Genomic DNA, 13,532 nt, shown 5'->3' with positions numbered 1-13,532 from the left:
TTTACATTGATCGAATTGATGATCGTAGTGGCCATCGTTGGCCTCCTGGCGGCAATCGCCTATCCGTCGTACATGGACTCGGTCCGTTCCGGAGCCCGTGCCGAGGCGCGGGCGGCCATGGCCAACCTTGCCCAGCAGGAAGAGCGCTATTACTCGGACAATCAGACCTACCTTCAGGTCAGCGCACTGCCCACGGCCGCACCGAACGGATGGGCCAATTTTTCGGGCAGTAGTGCCGCCAATCGTAGGTACGACATTACAGTTGCTGCGGCGACCAACCTGGCAACCGATTACATCATTACCGCTACGCCTGCCAATGGTTTCAGCGACCCCCGATGCGGTCAGCTGACACTGAGCAGCACCAACGTCAAAAGCAGCGCCAGCGGGACTCTGGCGACCTGTTGGCAGTGACTTCGTTTTCGCCGCTGTGCTAGAATCCGCCCCCACGCTGCTGTAGCTCAGTCGGTAGAGCAACTGATTCGTAATCAGTAGGTCACCAGTTCGATTCCGGTCAGCAGCACCAGGACAAACACGAGGCCCCGGGGATTCCCCGGGGCCTCGTCGTTTCTGCTCCGGTACCCGGAGTCCGTTCAAGAGCGGCGGGGCGGTCGGGGGGCGGGGGTGGTATGCTCTGCCCCTTTTACAGAGCCGAGGGTTGTTGCCGTGGGGGATTGCTACCACTGCGGGTTGCCCGTACCTGCCGACGTTCATCTGGCCGTTACGGTCGACGGGGTTGATCGCCAGCTGTGTTGCAATGGCTGCCAGGCCGTTGCCGAGGCCATCGTCGCCAACGGGCTGGAGGACTACTACCGCCACCGCGATGCCCTGCCCGAATCCCCCCGGGAAGCCCTGCCGGCCATCGTCGGCGAACTCAAGCTCTACGATCACGCCGATTTCCAGAAAAGCTTCGTGCGCGCCCTTGGCGACAATGAGCGCGAGGCGTCCCTGATCCTGGAGGGCATCACCTGCGCCGCTTGTGTCTGGCTCAATGAGCAGCACGTGGCTAGGCTGCCCGGGGTGGTGGCCATCGACATCAACTACGCCACCCGCCGCGCCCGGGTGCGCTGGGACGAATCCCGCATCCAGCTTTCCGGCATCCTCGCGGCCATCCAGGCCATCGGCTATCGGGCCCATCCTTACGATGCCGCGCGCCACGAGGAAATCGCCCGCCGCGAGCGCCGCGACATGCTGTGGCGCCTGTGGGTGGCCGGGTTCGGCATGATGCAGGTGATGATGTACGCCATTCCCGTCTATATGGCCGGCGATGGCGAGATGACCCGGGATATCGAGGGATTGATGCGCTGGGCCAGCCTGCTGCTGACCCTGCCGGTGGTGATCTACTCCTCGGCCCCGTTCTTCCGCAACGCCTGGCGCGATTTCCGCTTCCGCCGGGTCGGCATGGACGTGCCGGTGGCCCTGGGTATCGGGTCGGCCTTTGTCGCCAGCGTCTGGGCAACATTGGTGGGAACCGGCGAGGTGTATTTCGATTCGGTCGCCATGTTCGTCTTTTTCCTGCTCGGCGGGCGCTTCCTCGAAATGGTGGCACGGCAGAAGGCCGTTAGCGTCACCGAGGCTCTGGCCAAGCTGATGCCGGCGTTCGCCTTGCGCCTGCTGCCTGCTGGCGCGGGCGCAACCGAACAGGTGCTGGTGTCGGATTTGCGTCCCGGTGACCGGGTGCTGGTCAAGCCGGGGGAAACCATTCCTGCCGATGGCATTGTGGTGGAAGGGGTGAGCGCCGCGGATGAGGCGCTGCTCAGCGGCGAAAGCCGGCCGGTGGCCAAACGCCCCGGCGATGTGGTGACGGGTGGTGCCCAGAACGTGGAAAGCCCCCTTGTGGTGGAAGTTTCCGCCGTGGGCGAGGGGACCCGCTTGTCCGCCATCGTGCGCCTGATGGAGCGGGCAGCCAGCGAAAAGCCGCAATTGGTGGAAATCGCCAACCGGGCGGCGGGGCGCTTCATCGCCGCCATTCTGCCCATTGCCGCCGCCACGGCCATCGGCTGGGCCTGGTTCGATCCGTCCCAGGCATTGTGGATCACCGTTTCGGTGCTGGTGGTGACCTGCCCCTGCGCCCTGTCCCTGGCGACGCCGATTGCTCTGACCGTGGCCAGCGGCGCCCTGGCCCGGGACGGCGTGCTGGTGACCCGCGGCCATGCCATCGAAACCCTAGCTCGGGCCACCTGTTTCGTCTTCGACAAGACCGGCACCCTGACCATGGGGCAGATGCGGGTCGAGCACATCCATTCCGTTTCAGGGGGTGCGGCGGACGATGCATTGCAACTGGCGGCCTCGCTGGAGCAGGCCTCGGCCCACCCCATCGCCCGTGCCCTGGTGGGCACGGTGGAGCAACGGGGTTACCCGTTGCTCCCCGTCACCACGGCGGCGGCTGTGGCCGGCCAAGGGGTGAGCGGCTGGATCGATGGCCGGGAATTGCGCTGCGGTCGTCCCGAGTATGTGGCCGACCTGCACGGGCAGGCGCTGCCGCAAGAGCTTCTGAATGCTGCCGAGGCGTCGGCCACCCGGGTCGCCCTGGGCGATGCCCGGGGCTGGTTGGCCTTTTTCGATCTGGACGACGACATCCGGCCCCACGCCGATCAGTTGATCGCCCGCCTGTGCCGCGAAGGGCGCCGGGTGGTACTGCTGTCCGGGGATGCGCCCGCGGCCGTGGCCCGGGTTGCGGCCCAGCTCGGCATCGATGACGTGCGGGCCGGCGTGTCGCCACAGGGCAAGCACGACGCCGTGGCCGCCTTGCAGGCCGAAGGTGAAGTCGTGGCCATGATCGGCGACGGGGTCAACGATGCGCCGGTTCTGGCCCAGGCCCAGGTTTCCATCGCCATGGGCGGCGGTGCGCCCCTGGCCCGGACCCAGGCGGATCTGGTGCTGCTGTCCGACAACCTGAGTCACCTGACGGGGGCTGTCGTCCTGGTGCGCAAGGCGCTGCGTATCATCCGCGAGAACCTGTGGTGGTCGGTTAGCTACAATGTGGTGGCCATTCCCATGGCCATCGCCGGCTATGTCACCCCCTGGCTGGCGGCCATCGTCATGTCGGGAAGCTCGCTGCTGGTCGTCCTCAATTCCCTGCGCCTGCAGCGTGCTGTGGACACGGAGGCCTGATTCGGAGTCGTCATGGAAAGCCTGTACCTGTTGATCCCCCTCTCCGTGCTCCTGGTGTTCCTCATTGCCCTGATCTTCTGGTGGTCGGTGAAGAGCGGCCAGTTTGAGGACCTGGAAGGGCCGGCCTACCGGATCCTGATGGATAAGGAGCCGGGAGAGGAGAGGGGGGCCAAGCCGGCCGCCGATTCGACATCGCCGCCAAAGGCGTGATCAGGCCAGCAGGAGGTTTGGGGCCATGGATGAGCCGTGCTTTGCCGGGGGCATCGGGGTTTGATCTGGGTCAAAATCGAACTTGGGTACGTCGGACATAATCCGTCCCAGATCGTTGCCTTCGTGGGGCGATCTGATTTGTTTCTCTGTTGGGGTTGGGGTGCGTGGAAACGCACCCTTTTTTTCGTTTACGGCCCCGTGCCGTGCAGCGCCCTCAGTTTTTCTCTTCCTAGGCTGCCTGCCTAGCGGAACCCCAATGCTGGCGCGGGGTTTGGCTTCTCCCTAGCACCTGAATTGACCCAGATCAATAGCAGGTTGACCTATGTCAAAAAGCCCCCGGGGACCGTAAAATAGCATGCGCATAGCCGCCAAAAGTGGGGGTGAGTGTCGGTCATGGCATCGGTCGAGGCTCATCATCAGGGAGGCGGCGCAAGATTTTTACTTTCTAAAAACTGAGGTGGGTCCATGTCGGAAACGCAAACCACATACAACTATAAGGTTGTACGGCAATTTGCCATCATGGCCGTCATCTGGGGCATCGTTGGTATGGCCGTCGGTGTCTTCATCGCGGCTCAGCTTGTCTGGCCCGATTTGACGTACGGCATTCCTTGGCTGTCCTATGGCCGTCTGCGGCCGCTGCACACCAACGCGGTAATCTTCGCGTTCGGTGGCTCGGCTCTCTTCGCCACGTCTTACTACGTGGTTCAACGCACCAGCCACGTTCGCCTGTTCTCCGACGGCCTGGCCGCCTTCACCTTCTGGGGTTGGCAAGTGGTGATCCTGCTGGCTGCCGTCTCCCTGCCGCTGGGTTTCACCTCCGGTAAGGAATACGCCGAGCTGGAATGGCCGATCGACATCCTGATCACCCTGGTGTGGGTCGCCTATGCTGTGGTGTTCTTCGGCACCATCGCCAAGCGCACCATTTCCCACATCTACGTGGCCAACTGGTTCTACGGCGCTTTCATCATCGCCGTGGCCCTGTTGCACATCGTGAACTCTGCTGAGATCCCGGTGAGCCTGACCAAGTCCTACTCCGCCTACGCTGGCGTGCAGGATGCGATGGTGCAGTGGTGGTACGGCCACAACGCCGTGGGTTTCTTCCTGACCGCCGGCTTCCTGGGCATGATGTACTACTTCGTGCCGAAGCAAGCTGAGCGCCCGGTGTATTCCTACCGTCTGTCGGTGGTGCACTTCTGGGCCCTGATCTTCACCTACATGTGGGCGGGTCCCCACCACCTGCACTACACCGCGCTGCCCGACTGGACCCAGTCCGTTGGCATGATCTTCTCGCTGATTCTGCTGGCTCCCTCCTGGGGCGGCATGATCAACGGCATCATGACCCTGTCCGGCGCCTGGCATAAGCTGCGTGACGATCCGATCCTGAAGTTCCTCGTCACCTCCCTGTCCTTCTACGGCATGTCGACCTTCGAAGGCCCGATGATGTCCGTGAAGACGGTGAATGCCCTGTCCCACTACACCGACTGGACCGTCGGCCATGTGCACTCCGGTGCCCTGGGCTGGGTGGCCATGGTGTCCATCGGCTCCATCTACTACCTGATCCCCCGCATGTTCGGCCGCAAGGAAATGTTCAGCATCAAGCTGATCACCGTCCACTTCTGGCTGGCCACCATCGGCGTGGTGCTCTACATCGCTTCCCTGTGGATCTCCGGTGTGATGCAAGGCCTGATGTGGCGTGCGGTCAACGCCGACGGCACCCTGACCTACAGCTTCGTCGAAGCCGTGAAGAGCTCCTATCCGTTCTGGGCCATTCGCTTCATCGGCGGTCTGCTGTTCCTCGGCGGCATGTTCGTCATGCTCTTCAACGTGCTCAAGACGGCATCCGGCAACAAGGCAGTGGAAGCCCCGGTGCTGGCCCCGGCCGCTCACCACGCCTGATCTGAGGGAGGATCACCATGGTTTCTCAAGACAAAGTTGAAAAGAGCGTAGGCTGGCTGATCGTCCTCACCCTGCTGGTGGTGAGCGTCGGTGGCCTGCTGGAAATCGTTCCCCTGTTCTTCCAGAAGTCCACCACGACTCCGGTCGAGGGCGTCAAGCCTTACGATGCGGTGCGCCTGGTCGGTCGGGACATCTACATCCGGGAAGGCTGCTACAACTGCCACTCCCAGATGATCCGTCCCTTCCGCGCCGAGACCGAGCGCTACGGCCACTACTCGGTGGCGGGTGAGTATGTGTACGACCACCCGTTCCAGTGGGGCTCCAAGCGTACCGGTCCCGACCTGCACCGGGTGGGCGGCCGCTATTCCGACGAATGGCACCGTGCTCACCTGAACCAGCCGCGCGACGTGGTTCCCGAGTCCAACATGCCTGCCTACCCCTGGCTGGCTCAGACCAAGGCGCTCGACACTGTCGGCTCCGACGTCGATGCCAAGATGAAGGCGCTGCGCAAGGTCGGCGTTCCCTACAGCGATGAAGAAATCGCCGGTGCCAAGCAGGCGCTCGAAGGGAAAACCGAGCAAGACGTCCTGATCGCCTACTTGCAGGGTATGGGCCTGGCGCTCAAGAACACCAAGTAAGGGGTCCTATGGACATCAACGATCTGCGATCCATCATGACCGTCGTGTCGCTTGCGACTTTCGTCGGGATCATCTGGTGGGCTTTCAGCAAGGGACGCAAGTCTCGGTTCGACGAGGCAGCAAACCTGCCGTTCGCAGATAAGGACGTGGATGAGGCGGAAACCCGCCTCGTCCGTCGGGACTAAAGGAATGGAATCATGAGCGATTTCGTTAGCGAGTTTTGGAATTTTTATGTGGTGGGCATCGTCCTGGCGAGCGTGATCGCCTGCGGCGTTGTCCTGTGGAGCCAGAGCAAGGTCAAAGCTGCTCCGGCTGGCAAGGTCGAGACCACCGGTCACGTGTGGGACGAAACCCTGGAGGAGTACAACAACCCCCTGCCGCGCTGGTGGATGTGGCTGTTTTACATCACCGTGGTGTTCGCCCTGGTGTACCTGGTGCTCTACCCGGGCCTGGGCCGCTTCCAGGGCATCCTGGGCTGGTCGTCGGTGGGTCAGTACAAGACTGAGGTGCAGAAGGCCGATGCCCAGTACGGTCCGATCTACGACAAGTTCGCCAAGATGCCCCTCAATGAAGTGGCTGCCAACAAGGAAGCCATGGAAATGGGCAAGCGCCTGTTTCTGACCTACTGCATGCAGTGCCACGGTTCGGATGCCCGCGGTTCAAAGGGCTTCCCCAACCTGACCGATGCTGATTGGCAGTGGGGCGGCGAGCCGGAAACTATCCAGACCACCATCGCCGAAGGTCGTATGGGCATGATGCCGGCTTACGGCGGTCAGCCCGACGTGATCGGCGGCGAAGCCGGTGCCAAGGAAGTGGCCAACTACGTCCGCTCCCTGTCCGGTCTGTCCCACGACTCCGCCCTGGCAGCCAAGGGCAAGGAGAAGTTTGACAAGGTCTGCGTGGCTTGCCACGGCCCCGAAGGCAAGGGCATGAACGCCCTGGGCGCCCCCAACCTGACCGACAAGGTCTGGCTGTACGGCAGCTCTGAAGCCACCATCGTCGAGACCATCACCAAGGGCCGCGCCAACCGCATGCCCGCCTGGAAGGAATTCCTGGGCGACGCCAAGGTGCACATCCTGGCCGCTTACGTGATGAGCCTCTCCGGCAAGGCTGGCGAGCAGCAGAAGTAAGTCATAGCAGCAATCGTCCGGTCCCGCTATCTCTGCGGGGCCGGCAAAACCCGGGGCGGCGCGTCCGCTCCGGGCCATAAAAAGAAGCGATACAAGCACCGACTTGTATCAAAATCGCACGGGTGGATTGATCCTTACTGGCAGCTTCGGCGAAGTCCAGTGATGTGTGATTCTGAAACAAGGCAGTGTTCTTAAATGACTTCTCCCCTCGAAAAGGCAGCGGCGCCCGCCGAAGCCAAATCCCCCGCCACTCAGGCAGCTGCGTCTGAAGCACCGCGCAGTCTCTACCAAAAGCACATCAAGATTTACGCCCGGCCGATCGCCGGGAACTTCAACAACCTGCGCTGGCTGCTGGTCTTCCTCACTCAGGCCCTTTTCTACGGTCTGTGCTGGTTCGACTGGAACGGCCGCCAGGCGGTCCTGTTTGACATCCTCCAGCGCAAGTTCTACCTGTTCGGCCTGGTGTTCTGGCCCCAGGACGTGATTTATCTGGCCGGCTTGCTGATCGTCTCGGCCTATGCGCTGTTCCTGTTCACCGCCATCGCCGGGCGCCTGTTCTGCGGCTACGCCTGTCCCCAGACGGTCTACACCGAAATCTTCATGTGGATCGAGAACAAGATCGAGGGGGAGCGCAACGCCCGCATGAAGCTCGACGCCCAGGCGATGAGTGCGCGCAAGCTGCGCATCAAGGCCACCAAGTTTCTGGTCTGGGGCCTTCTCGCCTTCTGGACCGGCCTGACGTTCGTCGGCTACTTCACGCCGGTCAAAGAACTGACCCACAACCTGGTGACCTGGAACCTGGGTCCCTGGGAGGGGTTCTGGATGTTCTTCTACGCCGGTTTCACCCTGATGCAGGCCGGTTTCCTGCGCGAGCAGGTGTGCAAGTACATGTGCCCCTACGCCCGCTTCCAGGGGGTCATGTTCGATCCCGACACCCTGGTGGTGACCTACGACGAAGAGCGTGGCGAGCCCCGGGGCGGCCGCCGCAAGGGCACGGACTACAAAGGCCAGGGGCTGGGGGACTGCGTCGATTGCGGCGTCTGCGTCCAGGTCTGTCCCACCGGCATCGACATCCGCCAGGGGCTCCAGTACGAGTGCATCGGTTGCGGCCTGTGCGTCGATGGCTGCAACCAGATCATGGATAAGATGAATTACCCCCGGGGCCTGATCCGTTATTCCACGGAAAACGCCGTGGCGGCGCACTACAACCGGCGCCAGATGCTGGGCCATGTGCTGCGCCCGCGGGTGCTGCTCTACTCCAGCATTCTCGTGATCATCGTCGCCGCCATGGTCTGGTCGATCGCCACCCGCATCCCCCTCAAGGTCGACGTGCTGCGCGACCGCGCGGTGCTGAGCCGGGAAGCGGAGGACGGCAAGATCGAAAACGGCTACATCCTGCGCATCATCAACGCTGCCGAGCAGCCGCGGCACTTCGAGATCAACGTCAGCGGCATCGACGGTGCCGAATTGGCCGGCCGCCACGTGGTGGACATGGAGCCGGCCCAGGTTGCGGAACTGACTGTGACCGTCCAGGTGCCGGCCGAGTCCCTGCGCCAGGGATCGAACAAACTGTTCTTCGACATCAAGGCCCTGGACGACAGTTCGGTGGCCGTCCATGAAAAAACCACTTTCTTGATGCAATAAAGGTAATTCCGTGAGCGAAGCTTCCCTGCGCACTTCCGGCAAGCCCTGGTTCCGCGAACCATGGCCCTGGATTCTCATGGCCGGACCGGCGATGGTCATCGTCGCCGGCGCCATTACCGTTTCCCTGGCCATCAAGTCCGACGATGGCCTGGTCGCCGACGACTACTACAAGCGTGGTCTGGCGGTGAACCAGGACATCGGCCGTGACCGGAAGGCCGCCGAACTGGGGCTGAAGGCTTCGGTGGCCTTCGGCGACGACCGTCAGACCCTGAAGGTGCAGGTGGAGCACAACAGCAGCGCTCCCCTGCCGCCCAGCGTCAACCTGGCCTTGGTCCACCCGACCCGGCGCGGCCAGGACCAGGTAGTGCCCCTCAGCCTCGACGGCAAAGGGACGTACGTGGGAATGCTCAAGGAACCGATAGTCCAGGCCAGCGGCAAGCGCCATCTGGCCCTGGAAGATCCCGAGGCCAGCTGGCGGCTGGTCGGGGAATGGGATACCGATACATTGGCCGCAAATCTGCAGTCCGAGCCGCAAAAATAAAAAGCAGGACGGCACCGGGTTTTCTTCAACGACAGGGAGGTGAGTTATGGCTTGGCAAGTACTGTTCAGTACCGACGTTGGGCTCCTCAGTCTGGCAGTGATCGTCACTGTTATCCTGATGTCCGCGTACTACGCCTGGTATTTCAACAAAAAAATCAATGAAGAATCCCGCAACAAGGGAAACGAGAAGCAAGCAACACCGTAACGAAAAAGGGGCCTTCCGGCCCCTTTTTTCATGGCTGATGCCTTGGTGCCGCCCGATGCCGGGCGGCGGCGATCAGCGGTAGACCAGCACAGGGATGGTCGAGTGGGTCAGGACCTTGTTGGTCTCGCTGCCTAGCAGCAGGCCGGAGATGCCCCGGCGGCCATGGGAGGCCATGAAGATCAGGTCGCAGTTGTTGGCCTTGGCCGAGTCGATGATCGCCTCGTAGGGCACGTCGCTGGTCACCGACAGGGTCTTGCAGACCACGCCCTGGTCGCCGCACAGCTTGGCGACCGAGCCGAGGAATTCCTGGGCCTGCTGTTCGGCCAATTCGGCAAATTTCTCTGGCGTGGTGGGGTCGATCAGCGCACCCTCGCCGTAATAGGTGATCGGGTATTCGGGCTTGGCGTAGAACGCGGTCACCTGGGCGCCGATTTCCTTGGCGAAGCCGACGGCCCGCTGGGCCGCTTCCTGGGAAAGCTCGGAACCGTCAGTGGGAACCAGAATATGCTTGAACATGGTGCCTCCGCAAAATGATTCGTTCGGGGTTTCTTCCTGACCTATGGTACGCCGCCCAGCCTGTCGGGAAAAGCGGCGTATGGCCCCGGAAGCGGCGCCGGGCGCGGACTTTGCGCCTGGGGCGCCATGGCCATAACGCTAGCATGGATTTGTGGTATATCCAGAAAAGCGGCCCGGTGCGACGAGTGCCGGGCCACGTTCGCGTTGGCGCGCGCCTCGCCTTTCCGCAAGGATTCCAATGATGGCTTCGGCAAAGTCCCCCACACACCGTCACTGCACCGTCGACCTACAAGGGCTCAGCCCGCTGGAGGCCCTGGGCGAAAAATTCGCCCAGCAGGTGGACCCTTTCGGCATCGCCACCTCCCTGGCCAATGCCCAGATCGCCTGGTGGCTCCACCCCCAGGAAATGGCCCGAGTGGCGATGGGCCTGTCAGGCGACGCCCTGGCCCTGCAAGCACACATCCTGCGCCGCGCCTGGGGGTTGCCTTCCGAAGATGTGGTCACGCCGGACCCCGGCGATGCCCGGTTCAGTGACCCGGTGTGGGCCGAGGCGCCGACCTGGGACATCCTCAAGGAAACCTACCTGGCGATCACCCACCGGCTCCAGGACATGTATTTCGAAACCCCGGGGCAGTCCGACAAGGAACGCCGCCGGGCCGCTTTCTGGCTACGCAAGTGGTTGAACGCAATGGCGCCGACCAACTTCTTCTGGACCAACCCGGTGGCCATGCGCAAGTTTGCCGCCAGCCACGGCGACAGTCTCGCCCAGGGCTGTCGCAACTTCCTGGCGGACCTGCGGGCAGGCAATATCCGCATGGTGGACGAGGATGCCTTCACCGTTGGCAAGGACCTGGCCACCACGGCCGGCCAGGTGGTGTTCCGCAACCGCCTGGTGGAGGTGATCCAGTATTCCCCCAGCACCGACCAGGTCCGGGCCATGCCGCTGGTGATCTTCCCGCCCTGGATCAACAAGTTCTACATCCTCGACCTGAACGCCAAGAAGAGCCTGGTGAAATACCTGGTGGACCAGGGCTTCACCGTTTTCCTGGCGAGCTGGAAGAACCCGACGCCGGATATGGCCGACGTCACCTTCGACAACTACCTCGAAGAGGGCTACCAGAAGGTCATCGAAGCGGCGACGGCGATCGCCAAGGTGCCTCAGGTCCATGCCGTGGGCTACTGCATCGGCGGCACGGGGCTGACCGCCTACCTGGCCTGGGCCAACCGTCGCTACGGCGACCCGGCCAAGGTGCCGGTGGCCCACTGGAGCACCTTCACCACCTTGACCGACTTCGCCCACCCGGGCGATATCGAGGTGTTCCTCGACGAGGGGGCGGTGGAGTGGCTGGAAAAGAAGATGTCCCAGCAGGGCTACCTGGATGGCAAGGACATGGCCTCCTCGTTCCGTATGCTGCGCTCCAACAGCCTGATCTGGCACTACTGGGTGCACAGCTACCTGTACGGCGAGCCCCTGCCGCCCTTCGACGTGCTGTTCTGGAACAGCGACACCACGCGCATGCCCATGGCCATGCACAGCTACTACCTGCGCGAGATGTACCTGAAAAACAACCTGGTCAAAAAGGACGCCATCGCCCTGGCCGGCGAGTCCATCGACATGGAGTGCATCGTCCAGCCCCTGTTCGCCGTCACCGCCGAGGACGACCACATCGCGCCGTGGAAGCAATGCTTCCACATCCGCCGCCACATTCCGGCGCCGATGCGTTTCGTGCTGTCCACCTCCGGCCACATCCTGGGCATCATCAATCCCCCGGTGGATCCGCCCAAGCGGGCCTACTGGATGGCCGACGCCAGCCGCGGCGAGGGCAGCGACAGCTGGAAGGAGAGGGCGCCGCGCCATGCCGGCAGCTGGTGGCCGGCATGGATCGAATGGCTGGACGAACGGTGCGGCGAACAGGTGGCGCCGCCCAAATCCCACCGCAGCTATCCGGCCCTGGAAAAAGCCCCCGGCACTTACGTGCTGGAGCACTGAGCGCGCTGCCTGAAGGATGGCTAAATCCCTGGCGCAAAAGGAATTGCGCCAGGGTTAACCTACGTCAAAGGCGCCCCGGAGGGCTGTGCTATCGTCGCCGCCACTTCAACGGCGGTGCCCCCATGTCCTTCCAGCTTCCTTCCCTCAAGATCCGCGGCAAGTCGCTCCTCCCCATCGTCCAGGGAGGGATGGGGGTCGGGGTGTCCGCCCACCGCCTGGCCGGCGCCGTGGCCCGGGAGAACGCCGTGGGCACCATCGCCAGCGTGGATCTGCGCCGCCACCATCCGGACTTGATGGAAGAAACCGGCCGCTGCCGGGACAAGGCGCGCATCGACGCGGCCAACCTGGTGGCCCTGGACCGGGAAATCCAGGCCGCCAAGGCCATGGCCCGGGGCCTGGGGCTGGTGGCGGTCAATGTCATGCGCGCCGTGTCCGAATACGCCGCCTGCATCCGCCAGTCCTGCGAATCCGGCGCCGAGGCCATCGTCATGGGGGCTGGCCTGCCCCTGGAACTGCCCGAACTGACCCGGGACCATCCCCACGTGGCTCTGGTGCCCATCCTTTCCGACGTGCGCGGGGTGACAGTGGTGCTCAAGAAATGGATGCGCAAGAACGTCCTGCCCGACGCCATCGTGATCGAACATCCGGCCCACGCCGCCGGCCACCTGGGGGCGGCGCGCAAGGAAGATCTGGCCGATCCGCGCTTTGCCTTCGCGAACGTCATCCCCGGCGTACTGCAAGCCTACAAGGACCTGGGCATCGAATCGGAGAACATCCCGGTGATTCCCGCCGGTGGCATCAACAGCCACGAGAAGGTGCGCGAGCTGATCGGCCTGGGCGCCTCGGGTGTTCAGCTCGGCTCGGCCTTCGCCGTCACCGAGGAAGGGGACGCGGATCTGGCCTTCAAGCAGATTCTGGCCGGTGCCGCCCCCGACGATGTGGTGGAGTTCATGAGCTGCGCCGGGCTGCCCGCCCGGGCGGTGCGCACCCCCTGGCTGGAAAAGTACCTGAAGCGCGAAGACAAGCTCCAGGCCGCCGCCAGCGGCGAGCATAAGTGCACCCTGGCCTGGGATTGCCTGGTCCAGTGCGGCCTGCGCGACGGCATCGCCAAGTTCGGCCAGTTCTGCATCGACAGCCAGCTGGCTGCCGCCTTGCGCGGCGACGTGCAGAAGGGCCTCTTCTTCCGCGGGGCGGACAGCCTGCCCTTCGGCGACAAGATCCGGCCGGTGAAGGAACTGATCCACTACCTGATGACAGGCCAGCGCCCGGTGCTGGCCTGAGCCATCCCAGGCCAGCCGCCGTCGGTGCGGCCGGCCGGTTTTTGCCACGGTCCAGGCCGTGGCTGGCCGAGTGCCAAGCCGCTCCTTTGGGCGGCCCCGACGCCGGGGAGGGGCGCGGGGTTGCGCTGCCGAACGTGTTGAGGATCGTTCGGCCGTGCCCTGAAAGTCCGCGCCAGATGCGGACTTTCAGCCAGAGGGGCGGAAGCCCGAGGGCGGGTGCGGGGCTTCGCGGGGGAGGCGCGGAGAAGCCCGCCCCGCCTGGGGTTTGACGAGACAGGGGAGTGCGGCAGGCGCATTTTGACAGCCATCAAGGCGCCTTGCGGGGGGGCTGTCGAGAATCGGCCCACGATTTTCAGATTCCCAGACAGGGT

The 13,532-nt window shown here is 63.6% G+C and carries 13 protein-coding genes and 1 tRNA gene; 13 read left to right on the top strand and 1 reads right to left on the bottom strand.

Translation table 11 applies throughout. The features are described 5' to 3' along the window. Positions 1-6: 6 nt before the first annotated feature. From V7Z98_RS01855 to V7Z98_RS01805, 11 genes are all read left to right on the top strand, one after another. Complete coding sequence (locus tag V7Z98_RS01855; protein ID WP_442951796.1) at positions 7-411, top strand: type IV pilin protein; 405 nt, start codon at positions 7-9, stop codon at positions 409-411. 36 nt (positions 412-447) lie between these two features. Beyond that, positions 448-523: transfer RNA gene (locus V7Z98_RS01850), tRNA-Thr, on the top strand. 98 nt (positions 524-621) lie between these two features. Continuing rightward, entirely contained in the window at positions 622-3,111 is a 2,490-nt protein-coding gene (locus tag V7Z98_RS01845) for a heavy metal translocating P-type ATPase (RefSeq protein WP_334156780.1), read from the top strand. Positions 3,112-3,123: 12 nt separating this feature from the next. Next, a complete protein-coding gene (ccoS, locus tag V7Z98_RS01840) occupies positions 3,124-3,321 on the top strand; it encodes a cbb3-type cytochrome oxidase assembly protein CcoS (RefSeq protein ID WP_334156779.1) in 198 nt (65 codons plus the stop codon). Positions 3,322-3,786: 465 nt separating this feature from the next. Beyond that, complete coding sequence (ccoN, locus tag V7Z98_RS01835) at positions 3,787-5,217, top strand: cytochrome-c oxidase, cbb3-type subunit I (protein WP_293259744.1); 1,431 nt, start codon at positions 3,787-3,789, stop codon at positions 5,215-5,217. A gap of 17 nt (positions 5,218-5,234) precedes the next feature. Further along, positions 5,235-5,855, top strand: coding sequence for a cytochrome-c oxidase, cbb3-type subunit II (gene ccoO, locus V7Z98_RS01830; RefSeq protein ID WP_334156778.1), 621 nt, complete (start codon positions 5,235-5,237; stop codon positions 5,853-5,855). Positions 5,856-5,863: 8 nt separating this feature from the next. Beyond that, positions 5,864-6,040 (top strand): cbb3-type cytochrome oxidase subunit 3, encoded by a 177-nt coding sequence (locus tag V7Z98_RS01825; protein ID WP_293259750.1) that lies wholly within the window; start codon positions 5,864-5,866, stop codon positions 6,038-6,040. A gap of 12 nt (positions 6,041-6,052) precedes the next feature. After that, positions 6,053-6,985 (top strand): cytochrome-c oxidase, cbb3-type subunit III, encoded by a 933-nt coding sequence (gene ccoP, locus V7Z98_RS01820; protein ID WP_293259753.1) that lies wholly within the window; start codon positions 6,053-6,055, stop codon positions 6,983-6,985. Between the two features lie 195 nt (positions 6,986-7,180). Continuing rightward, positions 7,181-8,629, top strand: a complete 1,449-nt coding sequence (ccoG, locus tag V7Z98_RS01815) for a cytochrome c oxidase accessory protein CcoG (protein WP_293259756.1) — start codon at positions 7,181-7,183, stop codon at positions 8,627-8,629. Between the two features lie 10 nt (positions 8,630-8,639). Then, positions 8,640-9,170 (top strand): FixH family protein, encoded by a 531-nt coding sequence (locus V7Z98_RS01810; protein WP_334156777.1) that lies wholly within the window; start codon positions 8,640-8,642, stop codon positions 9,168-9,170. A gap of 46 nt (positions 9,171-9,216) precedes the next feature. After that, positions 9,217-9,375: a DUF3149 domain-containing protein gene (locus V7Z98_RS01805; RefSeq protein WP_293259762.1), complete on the top strand. Its 159-nt coding sequence runs from the start codon at positions 9,217-9,219 to the stop codon at positions 9,373-9,375. A 72-nt stretch (positions 9,376-9,447) separates the two neighbouring features. On the opposite strand, the gene V7Z98_RS01800 is transcribed toward V7Z98_RS01805, so the two are convergent. Further along, a complete protein-coding gene (locus tag V7Z98_RS01800; RefSeq protein ID WP_293259765.1) occupies positions 9,448-9,891 on the bottom strand; it encodes a universal stress protein in 444 nt (147 codons plus the stop codon). Between the two features lie 241 nt (positions 9,892-10,132). Between V7Z98_RS01800 and V7Z98_RS01795 the strand changes: the two genes are divergently transcribed. Then, positions 10,133-11,881 (top strand): PHA/PHB synthase family protein, encoded by a 1,749-nt coding sequence (locus V7Z98_RS01795; RefSeq protein WP_334156776.1) that lies wholly within the window; start codon positions 10,133-10,135, stop codon positions 11,879-11,881. Positions 11,882-12,003: 122 nt separating this feature from the next. Further along, positions 12,004-13,161: an NAD(P)H-dependent flavin oxidoreductase gene (locus V7Z98_RS01790; RefSeq protein WP_334156775.1), complete on the top strand. Its 1,158-nt coding sequence runs from the start codon at positions 12,004-12,006 to the stop codon at positions 13,159-13,161. Positions 13,162-13,532: the final 371 nt, after the last annotated feature.

The sequence above is a fragment of the Oryzomicrobium sp. genome (genome assembly GCF_036820405.1).
In the GTDB taxonomy this organism is placed as follows: domain Bacteria; phylum Pseudomonadota; class Gammaproteobacteria; order Burkholderiales; family Rhodocyclaceae; genus Oryzomicrobium.
This window is presented reverse-complemented; position numbering and strand designations above follow the sequence as displayed.

Excerpts from the sequence above, each read along its gene's own strand:
- ccoO (WP_334156778.1), top strand. The coding sequence starts at position 5,235 with ATGGTTTCTCAAGACAAAGTTGAAAAGAGCGTAGGCTGGCTGATCGTC.
- ccoN (WP_293259744.1), top strand. The coding sequence starts at position 3,787 with ATGTCGGAAACGCAAACCACATACAACTATAAGGTTGTACGGCAATTT.
- ccoP (WP_293259753.1), top strand. The coding sequence starts at position 6,053 with ATGAGCGATTTCGTTAGCGAGTTTTGGAATTTTTATGTGGTGGGCATC.
- V7Z98_RS01790 (WP_334156775.1), top strand. The coding sequence starts at position 12,004 with ATGTCCTTCCAGCTTCCTTCCCTCAAGATCCGCGGCAAGTCGCTCCTC.
- V7Z98_RS01795 (WP_334156776.1), top strand. The coding sequence starts at position 10,133 with ATGGCTTCGGCAAAGTCCCCCACACACCGTCACTGCACCGTCGACCTA.
- V7Z98_RS01800 (WP_293259765.1), bottom strand. The coding sequence starts at position 9,891 with ATGTTCAAGCATATTCTGGTTCCCACTGACGGTTCCGAGCTTTCCCAG.
- ccoG (WP_293259756.1), top strand. The coding sequence starts at position 7,181 with ATGACTTCTCCCCTCGAAAAGGCAGCGGCGCCCGCCGAAGCCAAATCC.
- V7Z98_RS01825 (WP_293259750.1), top strand. The coding sequence starts at position 5,864 with ATGGACATCAACGATCTGCGATCCATCATGACCGTCGTGTCGCTTGCG.
- ccoS (WP_334156779.1), top strand. The coding sequence starts at position 3,124 with ATGGAAAGCCTGTACCTGTTGATCCCCCTCTCCGTGCTCCTGGTGTTC.
- V7Z98_RS01805 (WP_293259762.1), top strand. The coding sequence starts at position 9,217 with ATGGCTTGGCAAGTACTGTTCAGTACCGACGTTGGGCTCCTCAGTCTG.